General features: G+C 36.0%; 20 protein-coding genes. 13 read left to right on the forward strand and 7 right to left on the reverse strand.

The genetic code is table 11. The features are described 5' to 3' along the window. Positions 1-219: 219 nt before the first annotated feature. Positions 220-1,479, forward strand: a complete 1,260-nt coding sequence (locus ND855_RS15735; RefSeq protein ID WP_265359108.1) for a hypothetical protein — start codon at positions 220-222, stop codon at positions 1,477-1,479. Between the two features lie 28 nt (positions 1,480-1,507). Here the strand turns inward: ND855_RS15735 and ND855_RS15740 are convergent, their stop codons facing one another. After that, positions 1,508-2,170 (reverse strand): DUF1554 domain-containing protein, encoded by a 663-nt coding sequence (locus ND855_RS15740; protein WP_265359109.1) that lies wholly within the window; start codon positions 2,168-2,170, stop codon positions 1,508-1,510. Positions 2,171-2,485: 315 nt separating this feature from the next. Between ND855_RS15740 and ND855_RS15745 the strand changes: the two genes are divergently transcribed. Beyond that, complete coding sequence (locus ND855_RS15745; protein WP_265359110.1) at positions 2,486-3,043, forward strand: hypothetical protein; 558 nt, start codon at positions 2,486-2,488, stop codon at positions 3,041-3,043. Positions 3,044-3,088: 45 nt separating this feature from the next. On the opposite strand, the gene ND855_RS15750 is transcribed toward ND855_RS15745, so the two are convergent. Beyond that, positions 3,089-3,574 carry a GyrI-like domain-containing protein gene (locus ND855_RS15750; protein ID WP_265359111.1) on the reverse strand — a complete coding sequence of 162 codons (486 nt, stop codon included), beginning with the start codon at positions 3,572-3,574 and terminating at the stop codon, positions 3,089-3,091. A 266-nt stretch (positions 3,575-3,840) separates the two neighbouring features. Here ND855_RS15750 and ND855_RS15755 point away from each other — a divergent pair, with 266 nt between their 5' ends. Together ND855_RS15755 and ND855_RS15760 are read left to right on the forward strand one after the other, a co-directional pair. Further along, the gene (locus tag ND855_RS15755) at positions 3,841-4,392 is read left to right on the forward strand and encodes a dihydrofolate reductase family protein (RefSeq protein ID WP_265359112.1); all 552 of its coding nucleotides are present in this window, start codon (positions 3,841-3,843) and stop codon (positions 4,390-4,392) included. 47 nt (positions 4,393-4,439) lie between these two features. Continuing rightward, positions 4,440-4,940, forward strand: a complete 501-nt coding sequence (locus ND855_RS15760) for a DUF1579 domain-containing protein (protein WP_265359113.1) — start codon at positions 4,440-4,442, stop codon at positions 4,938-4,940. Between the two features lie 31 nt (positions 4,941-4,971). Here ND855_RS15760 and ND855_RS15765 read toward each other — a convergent pair whose 3' ends face one another. Next, the gene (locus tag ND855_RS15765; RefSeq protein ID WP_265359114.1) at positions 4,972-6,291 is read right to left on the reverse strand and encodes an AAA family ATPase; all 1,320 of its coding nucleotides are present in this window, start codon (positions 6,289-6,291) and stop codon (positions 4,972-4,974) included. Positions 6,292-6,558: 267 nt separating this feature from the next. On the opposite strand from ND855_RS15765, the gene ND855_RS15770 reads away from it, so the two are divergent. After that, entirely contained in the window at positions 6,559-7,149 is a 591-nt protein-coding gene (locus ND855_RS15770; RefSeq protein WP_265359115.1) for a TetR/AcrR family transcriptional regulator, read from the forward strand. A 47-nt stretch (positions 7,150-7,196) separates the two neighbouring features. Then, a complete protein-coding gene (locus ND855_RS15775) occupies positions 7,197-8,066 on the forward strand; it encodes an alpha/beta hydrolase (protein WP_265359116.1) in 870 nt (289 codons plus the stop codon). Between the two features lie 21 nt (positions 8,067-8,087). Here the strand turns inward: ND855_RS15775 and ND855_RS15780 are convergent, their stop codons facing one another. After that, positions 8,088-9,653, reverse strand: coding sequence for a methyl-accepting chemotaxis protein (locus ND855_RS15780; protein ID WP_265359117.1), 1,566 nt, complete (start codon positions 9,651-9,653; stop codon positions 8,088-8,090). Positions 9,654-9,829: 176 nt separating this feature from the next. Here ND855_RS15780 and ND855_RS15785 point away from each other — a divergent pair, with 176 nt between their 5' ends. The 7 genes from ND855_RS15785 (at position 9,830) to ND855_RS15815 (ending at position 17,766) form a co-directional block, all read left to right on the forward strand. Continuing rightward, positions 9,830-10,249: a DUF3052 domain-containing protein gene (locus ND855_RS15785; RefSeq protein ID WP_265359118.1), complete on the forward strand. Its 420-nt coding sequence runs from the start codon at positions 9,830-9,832 to the stop codon at positions 10,247-10,249. A gap of 246 nt (positions 10,250-10,495) precedes the next feature. After that, positions 10,496-12,169: a hypothetical protein gene (locus ND855_RS15790; protein ID WP_265359119.1), complete on the forward strand. Its 1,674-nt coding sequence runs from the start codon at positions 10,496-10,498 to the stop codon at positions 12,167-12,169. An 11-nt stretch (positions 12,170-12,180) separates the two neighbouring features. Beyond that, on the forward strand, positions 12,181-12,660 hold the full coding sequence (locus ND855_RS15795) for an LA_3150 family lipoprotein (RefSeq protein ID WP_265359120.1): 480 nt from the start codon (positions 12,181-12,183) through the stop codon (positions 12,658-12,660). A gap of 278 nt (positions 12,661-12,938) precedes the next feature. Next, positions 12,939-13,832 (forward strand): bile acid:sodium symporter family protein, encoded by an 894-nt coding sequence (locus ND855_RS15800; RefSeq protein WP_265359121.1) that lies wholly within the window; start codon positions 12,939-12,941, stop codon positions 13,830-13,832. Between the two features lies 1 nt (position 13,833). Then, positions 13,834-14,799: an NAD-dependent epimerase/dehydratase family protein gene (locus ND855_RS15805; RefSeq protein ID WP_265359122.1), complete on the forward strand. Its 966-nt coding sequence runs from the start codon at positions 13,834-13,836 to the stop codon at positions 14,797-14,799. Beyond that, positions 14,789-16,570: a Vgb family protein gene (locus ND855_RS15810; protein ID WP_265359422.1), complete on the forward strand. Its 1,782-nt coding sequence runs from the start codon at positions 14,789-14,791 to the stop codon at positions 16,568-16,570. The genes ND855_RS15805 and ND855_RS15810 overlap by 11 nt, the downstream gene beginning before the upstream one ends. Further along, positions 16,567-17,766, forward strand: a complete 1,200-nt coding sequence (locus ND855_RS15815) for an MFS transporter (RefSeq protein ID WP_265359123.1) — start codon at positions 16,567-16,569, stop codon at positions 17,764-17,766. The genes ND855_RS15810 and ND855_RS15815 overlap by 4 nt, the downstream gene beginning before the upstream one ends. A gap of 1 nt (position 17,767) precedes the next feature. Here the strand turns inward: ND855_RS15815 and ND855_RS15820 are convergent, their stop codons facing one another. The 3 genes from ND855_RS15820 to ND855_RS15830 form a co-directional block, all read right to left on the reverse strand. After that, positions 17,768-18,943 (reverse strand): DUF2804 domain-containing protein, encoded by a 1,176-nt coding sequence (locus ND855_RS15820; protein WP_265359124.1) that lies wholly within the window; start codon positions 18,941-18,943, stop codon positions 17,768-17,770. An 81-nt stretch (positions 18,944-19,024) separates the two neighbouring features. Further along, on the reverse strand, positions 19,025-20,587 hold the full coding sequence (locus tag ND855_RS15825) for a methyl-accepting chemotaxis protein (protein WP_265359125.1): 1,563 nt from the start codon (positions 20,585-20,587) through the stop codon (positions 19,025-19,027). Between the two features lie 2 nt (positions 20,588-20,589). Next, on the reverse strand, positions 20,590-21,375 hold the full coding sequence (locus ND855_RS15830) for an enoyl-CoA hydratase/isomerase family protein (RefSeq protein WP_265359126.1): 786 nt from the start codon (positions 21,373-21,375) through the stop codon (positions 20,590-20,592). Positions 21,376-21,381: the final 6 nt, after the last annotated feature.

Consider the following 21,381-nt stretch of genomic DNA (forward strand, 5'->3'; position numbering starts at 1 on the left):
ATTGATCCGACTGCAGTGATTCCATTTTGAGTCGTTCTTTCTCCAAGAAACAACAAATTTTTGGCCACTTCTAAAATTATCCAGATTTCGGATATAAGTTTCGGCATTCGCTTCTCGCGTTCGCCTTGCCCTCCCTGGCCAGAGCTCCCGCCCGCACCCATCCATGGGTGCTTTTCGCAATAAACACCCTAACAACGGTTTTCACACTATCGAGTTTAAGTGATTTTTAATGAATACGTAAGGTTTCTTATCAATAGAGTTTATAACCTAACGAAAAAATATGCTGGTAATTTATTTATTCGTTTAAAACATGCGTTAGTGGAAACTTTCTCAAAATATATTATCTTTTCGTTTTACTTATTCTCAATTCCGATACAATCCCAAGAAACAAACCAAAAACTTCCGGCAAAAAATCTAAATTCAAAACTTTCTAATGACGGAGTCCAAGAATTAAAAATAAAGTTTCAAAATGATCAAACAATCATTCCACTTACACCTAAAAAACCATATGAACCACCGAAGGAATTTTCGTTAAAAAAGGAAAATGGTTCCCGTTTCCTTACCTTTTATCCAGGTGTACAAGCAAATTTAACAGATCTTACCATCCAATCCAATACTGGTGGGAATGCAGTCATGAAAGATGACCAACGGATGGACCAAAATCTAACCTTTCTCTATGACTTAAAATCTCCAGAATGGCAAATAGGTGAAAATTGGGGTTTGTTTATTCTCAATCGTAACGTAAACTTTAGACAAACAAAACAAAAAATAACGGACGTCGTTGCCACTAACAGTTCATCAAGTGAAGATTCGAATTCTTCAAACGACTCATCTCCTATCAAACAATACACCAATAAGGATTTAGGAACAGAAACGTATGGTAGTTATCACATGTTACTTCCTGCAATTTATTTTGGAAAAAAAGGAAACGACCACTTTCGGTTAGGTGCTGGTTTTGGATATTCAAAAGTCAACATCCAAGGTACTGCTGATTTTAATGATGGAAATGGTTATTTTAACAATTTCCTGGTGTTTAGTTCAGGTCGAAATTTAGATGAAAAAATTGATAATATGGGAAGGTATTCATTGCTTAATAATGGTAACATTGATGCAGACCCATATCGTGTTTACCTATTGTCACATTTGTCTTCTGGAAATAACTTAGAGGCACTTGGTTTTTATACTCTATTAAAAGGTGATGTGAATCCTAAATCTATTGATCCATTAATCGCTTTGTTCTATTCTCAACTCACAGGAAACCAACTAAATCCTCTCGAATTGTATGCTTTATTGACATTAGGAATAGGACGTGTGAATTCTTCCTCCAATTATGCAAAAAGTTTTTATGTATTTTGGGAAATACCAATCGGTGTGATCAATTGGCGATTAGGTATTGGTGGTCCATTTTATAATCAAAATGGTTATAAAATTTCACTCACTACCATTGAAATGTCGTTTTATACACCAATCGAATTCTAAACCTCATTTGATTGAGGTGAGCCTTTTTTTATTGTTCCACACAAAGCATCGCATAAGAATTAGCACATGCTGTTATAGATCCAGTATTCAAACTAAAGCTATTTGTGGATGCACCATTCACGGCATTACTAGTCCAACGAGTGCAATGATCTCCAGAAACTCGAGTGAGCCAACCACTTGTATTTAGTCCTGTAAAAACTATACTAAGTGGAGGATTCGCTGCGTCATTTGTTTGGGTTGTAAAGATTCCTTCGCTATTCGTTGTCGCAATTATCACACCATCCACAGCTCGCTTGTAAGTAGTATTTGGTTTTAGAATCCAATCTACATGTTCCGATATCCCACCTGTGGTACAATTTGAAGTTGTACAGGCAATGCGATTCACATCATCCACAAGAAAGGCCTTATAAACCGCACCTACTGGTTCCGATGGTTTTTTAGAATCAGCCATACATTTTGCATCTGCACCTGCTATACCACCTCGATTGCCATCATAGGTTACGCTGGTGGAAAAAAATCTACACGTTGTACAAACAGGAACGGGAATGCGACAAGCAGATAGTTGTCCTGTGAGGCACAGAAGTGTTTCATTTTCCTTAAATGCATCGGATTGGATGTCACTCGGATTGTTGAGTGTTGGTTGTGTGCATTGGAACAATAGGAAAATCAAACTCAAAAACAAATACTGCATGCTTTGATTATAAGCACATATGATATCGAATCAACTCAGAAATCTTAGCTTTCTAAATCATTTTGATTCCAAACAAAATTTGGAATGAAATTAAAATCTGAACCAATCGAAATTAAAAACCAACAATTGTTTAGAATCTTCTCACGATCACTGTTCATGATTTATTCATTGTTAGCTGCCATCATTAACGTTATCTTTGATAGAGACATTTGCTGAGTGATTAAGATAAAACCAATTTACGTTCGATTCCAGTCCCTACTAAACTAATCTTGACAATTTCTTTTAAGGATTTTATTGATTGGAAACGGAACCAATATGCCTTTTGATCTCATCATCCAATGCCCTTGGTGCAAATCACAATACACAGACAAAAGTTTGAGTAACTGTAAAAACTGCGGTGGGACACTTGCCTATTCTTACAACTCAGGCGAACTTGGAGCAGAACCTCCCAAAACACCGAGAGCCCTACCCAATCAATTTGTAAGAAGGATCAAATACACAGGGAATGTGATGACCCTCATTGGAATTTTTTTTACGATCCCATTTTGTTGGACAATACTTTTACCAATCATTGGTATCTTTTGTTGGCGAAAGGGATTACAAACTGCCAAAGACGAACTGCTACCATTAGAACATGGTACAGCAACGGTAGGTGAAATCACAGAAATACGAAAAGATTACACTCAGTCACTAAACGGAAAATCACCCACTGTTGTGGAATTTTTATTCGAAACCAATGGTCAAAAACATGTGGGAAACGTTGGTAATATTTTTGAATCAGTCCATCTAACAAAAAAAGTCGGTGATAAACTTTGGGTTGTCTATATGCCAGATGAACCGACCAAAAGTAGCGTTTGGCCACCGTTGGTTTAGGCCTATCGATTATCATTTGTTCAATTCCAAGGAGGAAGGGTCAGGTTACTTTGAGGTGTGCTGAATCGGAATATAAACCAGTTCTTCAGAATCTGGAGCGTCGTTTTTATATTTCTCTCCCATCACCTCAAAATGAGGACGATTGTCTAATTGAAAGTTTGAGTTTGGTAACCAATTCATAAAGATCGAATGGAAAAAGGGCCCTGCTTCACTTGGTAATCCTTTGTAAAGAAATTCTGCATACAAACCACTCACAAGTGTAAATCCCTCTGTTTCAGGAGGAAGGTCGGAAAACTTCGAAACTTCTACGACTGCCCATTTTTGAAATTTAGCATTTGGATCAAACGATTGAAAATAATCAGATGGATACACAGATAAAGAAATGAGTTCATTTGAATTACGATGTAAAATTTTAGGAATGATCGGTTGAAACGATTTCCATAATATCGGAGTAAATGGATTCGCTAAAGACATCTCCAATTTTTTCCCAATCAAATACTTTTGCTCTATTGTTACGATCTTTGTTTCCATCCATTTCGATTTCCGTATTCGTTCCCAAAAAAGCAACCATCATTCAGTGCGAAAAATAATGAGTCAATTAACATCGATTTGATATAGAAACAAATCATTCAGAACTAAGAAATTTTAGTTTTGAATGTAAATGAATTCCCTACACTCACAAACTTCTTGACTTAAAATGAAAAAACAGATATACCTTTCTGAATGACTGTTTATACAATACGTTTTGTAACATTCATAACTCGCTCGATCCAAAAACCTTTCAAAAGAAGGTCATTATGAGAAAATTAATCATGTGGAATTTAATCACCTTAGACGGATACTTCGAAGGTGAAAAAAATTGGGACCTTAGTTTCCACGGACTTGTTTGGGGAAAAGAACTTGAAGATCTTAGTCTCATCCAACTGCGATCAGCCGACTACCTTGTGTTTGGCGCTACTACTTATAAAGGAATGGCCGATTATTGGACCAATGCTCCTGAGGATGAAGGGGAAGTTGCCAAATTCATGAATAGTCTCCCTAAACTTGCATGTTCCACCACACTCCAGTCCGCAAATTGGAACAATACCACAATTACAAAAGATGCAGTGAAAGAACTGACAAAATTAAAAAATGAAGGTTCAGGGAATATGTTTGTTTTTGGAAGTGGAATCTTATCGGCTTCTTTGATGAAAGCAAATCTATTCGACGAATACAGGATCTGCATCACTCCTATATTTTTAGGGAAGGGAACAAAACTATTCCAAGAAGGTATTCCGAATATTCCCTTAAAACATGTTGAAACAAATTCGCTTTCTTCTGGTGCTGTGATCCTTCGTTATACGCCTTAGATAAAATATTCATTTAAAAGATAAAATACCAGAAAGGAAAATTCATTATGCCAACTAACAAATTCGAAACATCTTTACTAGACGGAGCGCACAAACAATTAAAACGTCTCCTCGGGCATTGGCAAGGAAACACAAAAACTTGGTTTGAAAAAGATGTATTGGCTGATGAGTCGGCTGCAGAAACAACCATCACAAGTCTATTAGGTGGTAGGTTCATTTGCCTAGATACCAAAAGTAGTTTAGAAGGGAAACCATTCGAAGGTAAAATGATTGTCGGATATGATATTCCTTACCAAAGGTATACGAGTTCATGGATTGATAGTTTTCATATGGGAACACAAATCATGTTATCTAGTGGACCACAAAAGGGAAATGGATTCGCTATGACTGGTTCTTATGGAAACCCGGAATATGGAGACGACCTTTGGGGTTGGAGGACAGAGTTTCAAATCTTGAGCGACTCAGAATTTTCTCTCACTACCTATAACATCAGCCCAAACGGAGAAGAAGCTAAAGCGACAGAAACATTTTACAAAAAAGTAAGTTAAGTATTGAAAGGATTGGATTTAACTTTTTGGTTTATATTCCAAAAAGTTTTCTTATCACTTCTTCATATTCTTTGAATGCTTTTGAGTTTTTGTTTTTTAAAGTATAGGGAGATGGTCCATTTTGATCAATATGTAGAAAAAGAGAAGTTGAAATTTCGTGATGGTGTTTGATTTCAATCACTTCATCAAATAGTTTTAAATACCATTTATCTTTTGTTAATTTTCTAATCTCATCACGCCTTACATCATCAAAATGTTTTTTACTCGTTTGATCCGTATATGCATTATTAAAAAGAATAGGCAAAACTTCTGGCCCACTCCCATTTCTCTCATACCAAACTTCTGGAATAAATTTCTCTAATACTTGAACTGCATTATGGATTGCTTGTGCTGCTTGGTAATTCACAGGTATTAATACTGCATCCGAAACAGAAACGCCCATCTTACTAAAAAAACTCCAGTTTGTCGGACAATCGATCAAGATATAATCAAATTTACCTCTGCTACTAAACATCTCCAATAACTTTCTAAATTTCTTAATCATAGAATGGCTTATTGATTTAGTCGCATACGTAGAGCTATCAAAACGTTCATCACCTTTGATGATGTGTAAATTTTTTTTGATTGGAATTGTTTTGATTCCTTCCTTGATTTCTTTTCCAAGTAAAATATCAAAGATACTTGTGGATGAATCCATCTTTTTATGATCAATTTTAAAGGAATCGGTTAGATCTCTTTGTTGCGGGTCTAAATCAATGAGTAAAACATTTTTCCCTTTTTCCGCTAGTACTCCTGCAAAGTTACCTGTTGTAACTGTTTTACCAACTCCACCTTTATTATTATAAATAGCGATAATGGCAGAATTAAAACTTTCTTCGAAATGGAACGGCTTCTTTAAATATTTTTTTAACGTGGTGATTGATTTATCTGTATTTGTTTCTAAGTTTAAAATTTCTGTTAAAGGAAAAATTATATTTTCTTTCCTTTTGAAAATCTGTGCGTTTTTGCCATTGATCAATAATCCAAATGGAACCTGCTGTAATTCTTTTGAACGCATATATTCAAATAATTGAAATTTTGTATCTAAGTATGGTTTTCCATTGGGATCAGATAAATTGACTGAATTTGATTTTGTTTCAATCACTAGAAAAGGTTTTTGATCTACATAACAAACAAAGTCTGCTTCACCACAATTTTTTAAGGATACTTTATCTCGAAAGTTTTCATTGTTAAAACCGAACAATTGAATGAGTGGTAATACCAATCGAGTTTCTACTTCTGATTCTCTTCCATTCTGTTTTAGAGTTTTTATAATATTTGAAAATTCGTGATTCTTTTTTTGTGAGGCCATAGGATGGTGTTATAAGATACTAACTGTCATTATTCTAAGATTCCAAAAGATATGGCAAAACATATTTCTACCCGATTCTCAGACTAAAGTCACATGATAAAAGCGAATCTCCGCGCCAGGGACTGTAGCGGACATCCTTTCGGGAAACGAAAGATGGAAGCGTAAGGCCCGGTCATGTTTCAATTGGATATGAAATTCCATCCTTTTGAGGCGCCCCAACCTTAAAAAAAGACTTTACAAAATTAAACGAACGATCGTACTAATATTATGAGCAAGGGCGAAGAGACAAAATCATTGATTTTAGACCGGGCTGTTCAAATTGCGAGTGTGCAAGGTTTGGAAGGGCTTACCATTGGAACTCTTGCAGAAGAATTGGGAATGTCCAAAAGTGGTCTCTTTGCTAAATTTTCTTCGAAGGAAAATCTCCAAATCGATGTTTTGCGAAAAGGGAGTGAACTTTTTCGGCGTTATGTGTTATACCCCGCATTAAAATCCAAACCAGGAATTACAAGATTACGGAATGCGTTTGTAAGTTGGCTTGATTGGTCCAATCGTTCTGATTTGCCTGGTGGATGTTTGTTTTTGGCATCAAGTTCGGAGTTTGATGACAGACCTGGGATTGTGCGTGATCATCTACGTAAAATCCAACTCTCATGGCATTCTTCCTTAAAACAATTTGTAGAAGAAGCCAAAGAAAAAGGAGAGTTAGATCCGAAAACAAATGTGGAACAATTGGTCCAAGAAATTTGGGGCCTTGTCTTATCCTTTCATTTTTACAATCGATTATTGGAAGATAAATCTTCCGAAAAACGAACCAAACAATGTTTTAACGAATTAATCAAACGAAATATGAAATAAACAAATACCATTTTGGATGCGAAAACCAAGAAATACAGGAGATGATTATGAATACAATTAGCACGATCGTTCGTTCTTTAAACGGAGAATACCCAATCCCTATGGAAAAAAAATGGGAATTTGCAAAAAAGAATCCGACTTGGATAGGATTTGTCACCGTTCAAAAGTTTTTGAAAACACAGAAACAAAGTCCTTCCAGAAAGGAAATGGAAGTATTAGAAAAGGCAACCAAATCAATGTTAAACGTAAGAGAACATAAAATTCAATATTATATTTGGAATTCGGAAGGAGATTCAAAAGGAACCATTTTACTCATCCATGGATGGAATGGTCATACTGGCAACTTTTCCAGGTTTATCCCATCCCTCATCGAAGAGGGATATAAAGTTATAGGAATAGATTTACCGGGCCATGGATTTTCTTCAGGCCGGTATTCCAATATTGTTTTATCTGCAAAAATTGTAAAAGAACTCACAAATCAGATTGGAGATCCAAATTTTATCATTACACATTCTTTTGGTGGAGCTGTTGCGACAGTAGCACAAGAGTTAGGTGTCAGTGCAAACAAATTGGTTTATATTGCACCACCATCCAAATTGGAATTATTGATCCAGGACTTTAGTAGGCATTTTGACTTAACGGAAATGGAAGAAATCAATATGCGTTTGGTTTTGGAGAAAAAAGTCAAACGAACCATGGCAAGTATAGATTTAGAAACTTCTGGTCCCAACTTTAAGAATCAACTATTAGTCATTCATGACCGAGATGATGTTGAAATCCCTTACAGTATGGGTGAGGTAGTTGCAAGATCATGGAAACAAGGAAAACTCATCACAACAAATGGACTAGGTCATAAAATGATATTACGATCCGACACAGTGAGGGATGAGATATTAAATTTTTTATCCAATAACTAACACTCAAATCATTAGGATATGTTATTGATTTCCCATAGAAGCCAAGGTATTGGCTTCTTCTTTGATCATTTGGATATGTTCTTCCAAGTCTTTTGAAGCACGACTGATTTCATTCACTTCCATCTCCAATTGGATAATCCCTTTGGAGGCTTCTTTTTGACCTAATAATTGTTCTTTGGTGGATCCGGCAATCTGATTCGAAAGTTCCCTGATTTGAGACAATTCCGATAAAATGGAAGATAAAGTGTTCCGTTGTTCGATATAAAGTTGGTTCATATTTTGGATTTGTACTAACGTTTGGTTTAGGCGATCAATTTGCGACTTTGCAAGTTCACCGGTATTTTTTGATGCATTCCTTGCATTGGTGATGATCTCTTTTGAACTTTTGACAACACTTGAAATTCGTTTTACGTTATTCTTAGTAAATTCAGCAAGTTTACTCACTTCATTGGCAACTACAGCAAAACCTTTACCAACATCACCCGCACGAGCAGCTTCAATTGAGGCATTTAACGCAAGTAAGTTTGTCTTTTCGCCAATTTCTGCAACAATATTATTAATTTCATTCACTTGGTCAAATGAGGCTTGGATGGATTCCAAATGAGATGCAGTTTGGTCTGCCACTTCAGTAACGGACATACTTTCCTTTTTATTGATTTCTGCAATTTCCACGAGTTGTTCACTTTGGATTAAAATTTGGTCGACTGTTTCTTTTAATTCTACTGTATCAGCAACCATACTTTGTACTTTATTATTCTGTTCTTCAATGGAAACTCCATTGGATTCAAAGGAACTTGAAAGTTCAGAAATCACAGCAGTGATCTCTTCCAAAGAAGCCGCTTGTGATTCTAATTTTACAGATGTATCGGAAACAAATTTACTAAAATTATTAATTGAAGATTCTAATTTGAGTGCAGCATTTGCAGAAACTTTACTTCGTTCTTTTGTTTGGTTCAGGAGCACTTCTGCTTCATCGGCTTTGATATCCGCTAAAGAACTAATTTTTGTCAAAAGTTGGACTAATAAACTGACAATGTATCCTGCAATCATGATGAAAATTGGTTTCATCACTTCACCTGCTAAACCAACATATCCTATTTCTTGTGATTGTTTTGGATCTACTGAAAGTTGGACACCACCGACATTCACCGCAACTATCAAAGCTATCGCTGATAAGACAGAACCTAAAAGTGAGTTCATTAAAACAAATTTACGATCTCCTAAAAATCCAGAATAAATCGCGTTAAAGAAAAAGATAAAATACACAACTGCATTCGAAAGAGCCGCTTCTGCTTCTTCTAAACTCAACGTACAATCTAAGATAATGGTTAACGATAAAACTAATGTGTCCATTAAGATGAGAATTTTATGAAACCAAGTGGGTGGGTTTGTTTTTTTTTCTAATACATAAGCAAGTGCACAATAAAAACCCATTGTACACGTTCCAATCATATGGATGATGAACATCTTCGGCTGGAATTCATCTTTGGCCCCAATCATGGCAAGTAGGAAGAGTAATACTAATCCAAAACGAATTCGGTTGATGATGATTTTTCCCTGTTTCCAAAGATCTGCGATTGATAACACTCTATACCCTCAAAATACAAACTTACCTATCCTTTTGGGAATTTAGGCAATAACTTGGTGATCGACAATAGTCTACTAAAAAAAAGGAATGAATCTTACTGTCGAGTTTGAATTTTTAACTAATGAATTGGATTTTTTGACCTCTTTGGATCATTCTCCAATGGGAAAGGAATGTGATGGTGGCAAAACAAGCGGGTTATTCTGGAAAATCGGTCATTGAAAAATTGGGGATCAAGGACAATATGTCCCTCTATTTTCTAAATCTTCCAAATGGACTCAATTTGGAAGATTGGGGGAAAATGCCTGAACCGGTCAAAATTGCCAAATCACTCGTGAAGGAACTCGACTTCATCCATTGTTTTTTTACCTCACTTGCAGATTACCAAAAATCACTCCCGAAACTCCAATCCCATTTGAAACCCAACGGTATGATATGGGTTTCATGGCCCAAAAAAACTTCCAAAATTGTTTCTGATTTAGATGAAAACAAAATCCGAGATTTTGCCTTGGGTTTGGGCCTTGTGGACACCAAAGTCTGCGCGATCGATCCCATTTGGTCGGGCCTCAAGTTGGTGATCCGGAAATCAAACCGCTAAATCCAGAAAGTTTTTGAATTTGGAATCGTTATAAAATTGTCACAAAACAACCCTTCGATTGTGACAAACTTCCATTTTCGAAAAAAAATGCTCACCAAACGGGCAGTTTTGCTCCCTGTAACCAATTTGTAATATTCTTGTCATCCAATCATAACATGGATTCAATATGTTTGTAACCAGACTGAAACATTGTAATGGAGGTATCCTCTATTGAAATGAATCCAAATCAGTACAGACAAACATCGAATGAATACCATCACAAAAGTAACTCTGGGACTCTTACTATTTGTTAGCACACTTTCTGCCGAACCAGAAGTGACCCGAACAAACGAACCAAATCCCGCAGAAAACCAATCGAAAAAACCTCAAACGAAGGTTTACCAAGAACTCTACGAAGACACCGAAACTGGGCAAATTTATTCAAAACCAGGACCCAATCGTGTGAAGGTGGAATATAACCGTCCCCTTTCCAACGGAAATGCAACAACCTTACCCGATGCATTTGCACACAGGCCCGATGATACGGCAAAAGAGAAATTAACGATTTATGGCCGTATCCAATTTAGAGGAGTCTCTGGTTCTGAAGATTCTCTCTTCAGCAATGGTCATAGAGATTTTAATAATGTGGATTGGAACTTCAGACGTTTACGATTAGGTGCTCAATACGAAAACGATTGGTGGGGAACTAATATCCAACTCCGATTGGAGAACATGTTGAATCGACCTGATATTGTCCAAACTACAAGTACTTTAAATTATTTAGATGCGAATGGTAGACCAGCAACAACGAGTTATGTATCCAACACTCGATTAAAAGACAATCGTGGTTACATTCACGAAGCATTTGGGTATGCAAAAATACCTTATGCTGGATTACGTTTTGTGTTCGGTCAATTGCCAACTCAATTCAGCCGTGAATACTTACAATCGTCAGCGAACTTCGTCACATTAGAACGAAGTATGATCGTAAATGCCATTCCACAATTTGATCATGGTGTTATGATCCAAGCAACTCCACTGAAAGAATTAGATCACAAATGGGAACGATACTTACAAGTTTCCTTAATGGTGAGTAACGGAAAAGGTGGTGGTGGTGATTATGGTACTGGTAGAAGACAAGACTTAACAACCGCGAATCGTTATGGAGCAATTAATACATCCCCTATGTATTATGCACGAGCACAAGTGAATGTGTTTGGTGGATTAAAACGAGAATCTGACGGAAAAATGGTGAATTGGCAAGAAGGAGAAGAAATTTTCCAACGAGAGATGAAATGGTCTTTGGGTGCAGGGTATCTACAAACCCAAAATTTAATTACGCCAGCACTTTACGTTCCTGAATACACACCTGGTACAACAAGTGGGATTCAATTATTAACTTCACAAGGATCGAATCCAGATCGCGGAAGTTTAGATGCAAGTGGAAATCCAAACTTTTTAGTTCAGAATTCTGTTCCTACACTAGCTCGACCAAAAATGGGATTAGTGGGACACACTTACGATACAACGTTTACTTACAAAGGTATTTATTTATCGGGTGCTTATACAAAGTTTGGTGGTGCTGCATCAAATGATCTATATGGATACCATGGAACTATTGGTTATAACATTCCATTTTTGGATCGTTATTATATCATGCCATTGTTAAAATACGAATACATCCAAGGAGATTTTAATCGAAATGGAAAAGTAGATCCTACTGATTCTTTAAGAGTGTATTGGGCAGGTTTAAACTTGTTTGGTGATAAACATCACTTCAAAGCACAACTCTACTATCAAATTTTAGGAAATCAATTTGATGTAAATCCTAACACAGGAAACTCAATGCCAATTGACGATAGACGCGTTTATTTACAATTCCAAGCAAACTTTTGGACGGGTGTTGTTTCTCCAGAAGCTTACAGTTATAGGCCAAACTAAAAGGAATATTTATGAAAATTAAATTAACATTCATGATGAGAATCATTTTAACACTTTCACTTTCGTTATTCCTTTTAAATTGCCAATCAAAGGAACAAGACAGAGAAGGTATCTCTTCCCTTATCATCAACAATATACTCAATGGTGGAGTTGATAGAAACAAGTCTCTTGTGATTATGGAAGTTGCCGATTTAGGTGGTTCTTACACAGGTAATTGTTATGATACGTTCCAACTCAATGGTGGAAATATTGGACCTACATCTTATTTCAACACTCCACCAGGTGGTGCTGGCGGACTATTGAATACGAACATTAAAAAATACAATGTATCAACATCGAGTTGTACTGATTTGGGATTTGCAAGTGGAACCAATTTTGGTTCAACATCACAAAGACCTAACCCAAATGATGGCTTCACATTTAAAATGTATACTTGTGATCCCAATAACAATCCTTGTTCGAGATCTGCGATTACGGCATCTGGTTTTTAATCAAACCAGATTCACTCGGTTTTTAGATAAATTCGTAACTCCACAAAAGGATAAATCCACTATCCTTTTGTGAGTTTTGTCATGATCCCACTTATTTTAATCCATTTACTTCCAAAAATGCAACGAAGTGTTCAGAAATAACTTTGGTTTCTGACTCTAAGATGATAAAAAAAGATAGAATCTCTTCTTTCTGATTTAGAATATTACTCCGATGAACATCCGTTCATAACTCAATTGGTTAATGTTTGGTTATGAAGGTTCGCTAGGAAGATTCAAATATGAATTATAACAATGATTACCAAATTGTTTTGGGTTTGGTTTTGGCTCTCATGATCTTTGGAGTTGCCTTAGAACTTAGATTCATTGCCTTTAAGGCAGTTTTACAAAGACCTGTGGCTGCTCTTGCTGGCCTCATCGGCCAAGTGGTTTTTTTACCTTGGGTCACTTTGATCATCACGTTGGTTTTGGATCTTCCTGCTGGAATTGAATTGGGGATGTTGTTAGTTGCCGCAAGTCCCGGTGGAAACCTATCCAATATCATTACTCATCTTGGTAAAGGAAACACTGCACTTTCTGTGAGTATGACAGCTGTTTCTAGTTTATTTGCTATCATTACATTACCACTTAACTTTACATTAACGGCAAATTTGAATCCAGTAACGTATGCTATGATTTCTGGTTCAGGAGATCTTAGGATCGATAGTTTGATGATTGTCAAAGGATTAATTGTATTATTACTAATTCCATTATTACTAGGAATGTTCTTGGGCAATTTTTTCACTGGTTTCGCTCATAAAATCACCCCGTTTTTTAAACGTGTTTCATCCTTTGCGTTTTTAATCTTTCTAATCGTTGCTATTGGTGGGAATTGGAAAATCTTTTTAGACAATCTTGGTTTTGTTTTTGTTATTGTTGTTTTTCATAATTTCATCGCTCTCGTCATTGGGAATTTAATTGCGAGGGTGTTTTTACAAAACGAAGCAAACAAACGTGCTATTACTATTGAAGTAGGAATGCAAAATTCAGGACTTGCGTTGGGTCTCATTCTCACACAATTCCAAGCAGAACCTAACATGGCACTCGTGGCTGCGTTTTGGGGAATATGGCATATTATTTCAGGTTTGATTTTAGTAACATATTGGAAGAGCCGACCACCCGTAGAAGGAAACTAATTTGAAAGTTTTAGTGACAGGGGGTGCGGGTTATATTGGATCCACGCTCATCCAACATTTATTAAATACCTATCCAACTTGGCAAATCATGGCAACGGATATCAAACCGATGTCTAAGTCATTTATTTCTTCTCAATTTGAATTCCAAATTTTGGATATCAGTGATCGAAATTCTGTTGTTGATTTGATCCAAGACTGGAAACCCAATTCGATTGTCCATCTTGCATCAATTCTCAATCCCCCTCCTGGAATGAGTGAGGAAACACAGTGGAAAATTGATGTTCAAGGCACCAAAAATGTGTTAGATGGAGCAGCATATGCTCGAGCAGAACAAGTGATCATCACAAGTTCAGGTGCAGCATACGGTTATCATAAAGAAAATAAAGAATGGATTGAAGAAACAGATCCGATTCGAGGTCATTCAGCGTTTGTATATTCCAAACACAAACGTGAAGTAGAAGAATTATTAGCAGAATACAGATCCATATTCCCTCAACTCAAACAATTGATCTTAAGACCAGGAACCATCCTTGGAAAAACAGTGAATAATCTAATTACTGATATGTTTCAAAAACCTTTTGTAATGGGTATCTTAGGTCACAAAAGTCCATTTGTGTTTATTTGGGATGAAGATGTAATTCAGATCATCACCAAAGGTATAGCTGATAAAAAAGACGGTAAGTTCAATTTAGCTGGAGATGGTGCTCTCAGTTTACAAGAGATCAGCAAAATGATTCGAAAACCATATGTTCCCATTCCTGCTTTTTTGTTACAGTCTTTGTTATGGGTACTTAGGAAACTTCGGCTCACACAATATGGTCCCGACCAAATTGATTTTTTACGTTATAGACCAGTTTTATCAAATACACAATTAAAGACGGTATTTGGCTATATTCCCAAGTACAATTCAAGAGAGACATTCATAATGTATTTAAATGCCAAAGGAGTTCCATATGATGAAATTTAAACTTTTTGTTTTTGTATTAATATTCACCTACTCTTCGTTATCTGCAATCCAGTTGGATATCAAAGATAATAATGGAAAAAGTTTGGATCTTGTTATGGTTACAATTAAAGCTGAAAAACCACAAGTGCCACCTCGAGATGACCATGGTTATCCACCTGAAAGACTTGAATTTATGATTACACCAGAAGTGACTATGTTTACAAATCCCTATGGTAAGGTAACTATCTCATTTCCTTATGCACCAAAAGTAAACATTCGATTACGTAAAATTGGGTATAAGGATGTTAATCTACGTTCCTATTCCAATCAAAGTTCTGTATCGTTTCGAATGGAAAAACAAACTGATTTAAATTTATTAGTTGGGCAATACCCTTCTAACAGTTGGGTTGCAGCACTTAACTTTGGCGAAGACAAAGATTTAAGAAAAACATATTTAGAACAATGTGGTTTTTGTCACCAACAAGGAAGTTTTTTCATGAGAAGAGCATTCTCAGAAGGTGATTGGGAAGATATCATCAATCGAATGATGGGTTATGGTGCAAGACCTCATGGGAAAGCTAAGAAAAAACTTCCAAGTTTACTTTCAAATGCATATGTTGATTTGCTCAAACACCCTGAACGTGTGTCTCCTGGTCGTCCATGGGGAAAAGAGTTATATGGGGCTGTCATCAGAGAATGGCCTATGGGTGATAGTTTCTCCCAAATGCATGATTTATTATACCATAAAAAAACTGGTCTTGTATACGTAGGTGATAATATCCAAGACCGTCTTTGGGAAATTGATCCTAACACAGGTAAAACGGTAGTATACAAGGTTCCAAAACAACCAGATGATGAGTTGGGTGGTCTATTACCAGGAAGGTTAAGATCATTTCAAAAACATGAAACCTATGTTGGTTTACATTCCCTTGCGGAATCTCCAGTTGATGGTAATATTTTTATCACTCCTTCTTTACAAAAACGTATCACAGAGTTTGATCCTAAAACAAAAAAGTTCAAAGACCATATGTTTCAGAATGGACTTTATCCGCATACCATCCGTATTGACGATGAAGACCGAGTTTGGTTTACGTTAGCACTTTCAAACCAGGTAGGTATGTTTGATCGTAAGGATCTTTCTTTCCACTACTTCGATTTACCTGCAAGAACCAAAAAAGAAAGTTTTAGTTTATGGATCAGTGGATTCATTGTCAAACTGATGAATTGGGGTTTTCCAATGCATTTATTACCTGTAGATGAACGTGTGAGCGGAATGCCACTGCCATATGGGATTGATGTTGCACCTGATGGAACTGTTTGGTTTACAAGATTACACGCTGACACAATTGGCAAAATCAATCCGAAAGATTTTTCCTTTCAGGTAATTGAAACACCATTCCAAGGCCCACGAAGGCTTCGAGTGGATCGAGACAATCATGTATGGATTTCGGTATTTCCAGAAGGATCAATCGCTAAGTACACTCCAGAAGATGGAAAGTTCAAACTGTACCCACTTCCAACAGCAGTAGATGGAGTGGAGACACCTTATTCTCTGAATGTGGATAGAAAACGTAATCTTGTTTGGGTCACAGGAACTTCATCAGACAATTTAATGGCAATGGATATCAAAACAGAAATTTGGAAAGTATATCCCATGAGCCGTAAGGTTACATTTACTCGTGATATTGAATTTTCACCGGATGGAAAAGCTTATTCTTCGAATGGTGCTTTCCCAAGTTGGCAAATTGAAGATGGGCAACCTACTCTTATGGAAGTTACACAGGCAAAATGAGTTCCTCTAATACTTATAACCAAGGACAAATGATTCGATTTTTGTTAGCATCCTTTTTGGGCTTTTTAGCTGGTCACCTAACTAACTATAGTGTCATTTTATATGCACAAGATGTTTGGAACCAAGATGCATTAGCAGGAATTGGATTTGGACTATGTTTTGGTGTCCCATTAATACTAGGATGGTTTGCAGGAGCCTGGTGTGATTCTCACTCACCACAAATTTTAGCACAGATTGCCCATGGATCGTTTTTAATTGCACTAGGGCTATTAAATCTTTCCTCACAATTGATTGGCGTCACTTCTGTATCTTTATTTTTATTCGCAGCGTTTTTTGTTGGAGTGGGTTGGGCAATCCTCGCTCCCGCTAGGATGTCTTTACTTGGCAGATTAGCTGGCGAAAAACAAAAAAAGATGGCAGTGATATTTAATGTACTCGTGATGTTAGGTTTTGGTTTTGCTCCACCCATTTTGGCGTTTTGCAGAAGCATTGGTTCTTGGCAGATGGTTCACATCACTGGTGTTAGCCTTTTTTTAATTGCAATGTGTTTACTCATCGGAATCAAAACGGAAGGACAAGGAAAAACTTCTTCTGCTTGGGATAGGATCCTTCGCGGGGTATCTTATGCAAAAAATCATACATTACTTAGACAAACACTCTTATTTTCGATTGTGATCTATTGTTCCATGGGACCAGTGCAAGTGATGATGCCTAGGTATGCAAAAGGTGTATTACAATTAGGTGAGATGGAACGTGGATTCTTTTTAGGAGCACTCGCCTTAGCTTTACTTTTGGGAGGAGGTACCTCTTTAAAACTGGCAAAACCGTTTGGTTATGGAAAATTGATCCTCACCTCTGGATTGTTATGTGGATTAGGTCTTTTAGGCATCGGACTCAGTTCACATTTATGGATTTCGATTAGTTTATTACTTGTGAGTGGATTTGGTGCTGGAGCTAGTATCAGTTTGCTTGTTGCCATCCTTCAATCAGAAGTGGGCCAAGAATACAGAGGAAGGTTAATGAGTTTGTATACAATAACTAGCCAAGTTGTACCGGCATTTGCAGGATTTTTATCGGGGATTATTCTTGTAAAAGTTTCGATTCCAACTGCAGTTGTTTCTGCAGGAATAATATTAACCCTGATTGTGATTTTTACCACAATCAGGTTAAAAACACTTCGAAACTATACGCTTTGATTTACCATTGTTGGTACATTTGTTCGGCAAAACCAAACAAGTTTTTAACTTCTAGTTTTGTTCCGTTATCTAAGACCACATAACCATTATAAACACCGAAGGCTTTATTCAAGTAAGCTTCGGTTTTTAATAATTCAAAGATTTCAGATATTGAAAAATTTTGAATCAGTTGTTTTAAAAAACCGATCATACCCATAAGATCTATATCAGAATGCAATAAATAAACTGGAGTAAAGTTTAATTCCAATCTACCTTGGTTACTCACAAATTTCCAAGGTTTTTTGTAATCTGTAACATCATACTTCCAAACTACTTTATCAAGTTTATGAACTTTCCCTTTGTAAACGATACCGTTTTCTGTTGCGTTTTTGGGATCACCAAATCCATAACCTAAATTGAGACTAAGAAGTTCTCCACCAACCATTCCTGCGCCAGCTGCCCAAAGCCATTTGTTTTTCTCAGGCCAAGTTCCTCTTCCCCAATCTAACACTGCGTAACTATCTTCTTTAAAATCGTAAATAGATTGTTTGTATACGATTGTACCCTTACAGATCAAACTTGGCATTTTGTACTCATAAAAGAAATCTGATTGGGAAAATGGAGTGATGATTGCCAGTGCTTCATTTGATTTTTCGGTAAATTCAAAATTACCTTGGATAGTTTCATTAGAGGAATCACCTTGGATTGCATAAGTGATGATTCTTTTTCCTTTTTGTTTTTGAATTCTAATAAATTGGTTTCCTTTCGTAAATTCAATAGGATCCGTAGTATTGGTTGGGAAAAGAATGGCACCTGGTCTAACAAGTTCTGTTTTAGAAAAAATTGTTTTACCTGATTTAAATTCTAATAACTCGATGCTACCCATCGCTAAATTTCCAATATCAGTTACAGTGATAGCACCTCCGAAATTTTCATTATAGAATGTGTAATGTTCCCATCGTTTATAACGTTTAGGTTCTGCTTTTATGTAAGATTCATTGATCTGAAAGTGTGGATATCTAGACCATCCTGAAACATTAAGAGTTCCATCTTCTTTGAGAAGAGCAACAGATGAAGTAAATTCTATTTGTTTAGTCTCAGTTGCATCTGGTTCCGGAATCACTTGAATGATTTTTCCATGTTCATCAACCACTTGGTCTGGTGATAATTTACCTTTTGAACACTGCAAGATTGACATTATCAAAAGGAAAACTCCTATTTTAATTAGAATTTGAAATCGTTTTTCTAACATGAATATCTCCAAAAAACAAGTTTATGATTATGATTCGCTTAACGTCAATAAATCTAAAGATTGGGATCTGATTTGTTCCACATATTGTTCTAAACTTCTAGAAGCATTCGAAATTTGGTTCACTTCGTTCTCTAATGCCATAATGCCTTTATTGACTTCTGTTTGACCAGAAATTTGTTCTTTGGTACTAAATGAAATTTGAGACGAAAGATCATTAATTTCCGTTAGTTGGTTAATTGTATCAAAAATAATTGATTTTTGTTTTTCAAATAATCGATGCATATGACTCACCTTTTCAGTTGTCATTTCTAGTTTTTTAATTTGATTGGTTGTCAAATTTCCAGTTTGGATAGAAACTTCTGCAGCTTCATAAATATATTTTCTGGAATGGCTAACAACATCAGAAATCATTTTTGCGTTTTTTGCAGTAAAATCAGCAAGTTTACTGACTTCGCTAGCTACCACAGCAAATCCCCTACCAACTTCACCAGCACGTGCAGCTTCAATGGAAGCATTTAAGGCAAGTAAGTTGGTCTTTTCTCCAATCTCAGCAACGATTTGATTGATTTCATCAACCTTGTCAAAGGAAGTTTTGATTGAATCTAAATATTCACTTGTTTTCTTTGAAACACCAGCAATTTCAGTAGTGTCTTTTTTGTTTTCATTTGCAATCGTAATTAATTCTTGGTTGATCATACTAATGGTTGCAACCATTTGATTTAAATCATTTGAACCAGAAAACAAATCAGTAATTTTTCCATTTTGATCATCAATGATTTTTGCATTAGATTCAAATGAAGAAAATAATTCAGTATTAATCGCTGTTACTTGCTCTAATGAAGCGGCTTGTGATTCTAATCTTTCGGCTGTATGCGAAATATAATTAGCACAACTTTGAATCGAATTTTCTAAATTCTTTGCAGCATCTTGAATAATTTTTTTTTGTTTTAAACTTTGGTTTAATAAATATTCAGATTCTTTGGCTTTTTCTATCCCTTTGTCACTAATCGAAATGAGTAAAGCAATCAGTCTAGACAACAAGATTCCACTCACCATCACAAAGATCCCTTTAATGATTTCTGCGGATGTTCCTACATATCCGGTTTGAATGTATAAGTTTGGATCTTCTGAAGGAATGAGTCCACCAAAATGAACCGATATAAAATAAGATAGTATGACACCAAAACCCGCTAAAAACCCATTAAAGAGTACAAACTTTGGATTCCCCAAAAACCCAGAATATATTAAGTAAAAAAATACAACAAGTAGGACAGCAGTGTTGTTCAGTGCGGACTTTGCTTCCATGGGTCCCATCGAACAATCAATTGATGTATTAATTAAATGGATCCCAATATCAAGTATGATTAATAACTTGTGAAACCATTCGGGTGGATTTCCATTCCGTAACCAAATATGACAAATACTAGCATAAATACCCATGATAATGGTACCAGAGAGATGGATATAAAACATAGCCTCTGGCATACTATTTTTTGTACCCAAAAGTGCTGTAAAAAATACAAAGAATAATACAATTCGTATTCGATTAACAGTAATTTTACCATTTTGCCAAAGTGATTCGATACTCATAATTAGTTACCAGTATACTTTGGTTTTCTTTGATTGGCAAAACTATCCAACGCTTCTGCTAAATCAGAAGTACCAATCAAACTAGATTGTAATTCGATTTCTAATTCTAAACTTTCCTCAAGTGACATTTTATCTCCACGTTTGATGATTTGTTTAGTAATAGAAATTGTTTTCGGTGGTAACTGTAAAAATTTTCTGGAAAACTGTTTTACCGCATCATCTAAATCTTCAGGAGAAACTATTTTATGAATCAAATTGTATTGTAGGGCTTTTTCAGGGTTGAATTTATCACCTAACATAACGAGTTCATTTGTAGGGCCAATACCAGCATTTCTTGTGACTCGATTTGTTCCCATTAAAACTGTTAATCCAAGTTTGACCAATGGAATTGAAAAAACTGTTTTTTCACTTACGATTCTAAAGTCACAACATTGAGTTAACATAAAACCGCCACCCATACAAAATCCTTGGATTTTTGCAATTGTAGGTTTTGAGATTGATTCAAAAGCCGTGAAACATGACTGCATCTCGCGCATGTTGGTTTTGAATTCATCTTTCGAAATTTCGTTAACTTTCTTTAAAATATCAAATTGAACTCCAGATGAAAAATGTTTTCCATTCCCTTGCAAAATAATCGCCCATACATCTGGATTGGTATCTAACTCTTGGCTAATTGATTTTAACTCAAAGAGTGTATCCATATCCATAATATTTAAATCATTTGTATGTAGTGTAAGTGTTGCTATCCTTTCCTCAATATCCAATTTCCAAGACTGATAACTTTTCATTTTAAA

Origin of the sequence: Leptospira paudalimensis (assembly GCF_026151345.1) — a bacterium.
Lineage (GTDB): Bacteria > Spirochaetota > Leptospiria > Leptospirales > Leptospiraceae > Leptospira_A > Leptospira_A paudalimensis.

Coding starts and splice junctions, on each gene's coding strand:
- ND855_RS15740 (WP_265359109.1), bottom strand. CDS start 2,170: ATGCAGTATTTGTTTTTGAGTTTGATTTTCCTATTGTTCCAATGCACA.
- ND855_RS15745 (WP_265359110.1), top strand. CDS start 2,486: ATGCCTTTTGATCTCATCATCCAATGCCCTTGGTGCAAATCACAATAC.
- ND855_RS15750 (WP_265359111.1), bottom strand. CDS start 3,574: ATGGAAACAAAGATCGTAACAATAGAGCAAAAGTATTTGATTGGGAAA.
- ND855_RS15755 (WP_265359112.1), top strand. CDS start 3,841: ATGAGAAAATTAATCATGTGGAATTTAATCACCTTAGACGGATACTTC.
- ND855_RS15760 (WP_265359113.1), top strand. CDS start 4,440: ATGCCAACTAACAAATTCGAAACATCTTTACTAGACGGAGCGCACAAA.
- ND855_RS15765 (WP_265359114.1), bottom strand. CDS start 6,291: ATGGCCTCACAAAAAAAGAATCACGAATTTTCAAATATTATAAAAACT.
- ND855_RS15770 (WP_265359115.1), top strand. CDS start 6,559: ATGAGCAAGGGCGAAGAGACAAAATCATTGATTTTAGACCGGGCTGTT.
- ND855_RS15775 (WP_265359116.1), top strand. CDS start 7,197: ATGAATACAATTAGCACGATCGTTCGTTCTTTAAACGGAGAATACCCA.
- ND855_RS15785 (WP_265359118.1), top strand. CDS start 9,830: ATGGTGGCAAAACAAGCGGGTTATTCTGGAAAATCGGTCATTGAAAAA.
- ND855_RS15790 (WP_265359119.1), top strand. CDS start 10,496: ATGAATACCATCACAAAAGTAACTCTGGGACTCTTACTATTTGTTAGC.
- ND855_RS15795 (WP_265359120.1), top strand. CDS start 12,181: ATGAAAATTAAATTAACATTCATGATGAGAATCATTTTAACACTTTCA.
- ND855_RS15800 (WP_265359121.1), top strand. CDS start 12,939: ATGAATTATAACAATGATTACCAAATTGTTTTGGGTTTGGTTTTGGCT.
- ND855_RS15810 (WP_265359422.1), top strand. CDS start 14,789: ATGAAATTTAAACTTTTTGTTTTTGTATTAATATTCACCTACTCTTCG.
- ND855_RS15815 (WP_265359123.1), top strand. CDS start 16,567: ATGAGTTCCTCTAATACTTATAACCAAGGACAAATGATTCGATTTTTG.
- ND855_RS15820 (WP_265359124.1), bottom strand. CDS start 18,943: ATGTCAATCTTGCAGTGTTCAAAAGGTAAATTATCACCAGACCAAGTG.
- ND855_RS15825 (WP_265359125.1), bottom strand. CDS start 20,587: ATGAGTATCGAATCACTTTGGCAAAATGGTAAAATTACTGTTAATCGA.
- ND855_RS15830 (WP_265359126.1), bottom strand. CDS start 21,375: ATGAAAAGTTATCAGTCTTGGAAATTGGATATTGAGGAAAGGATAGCA.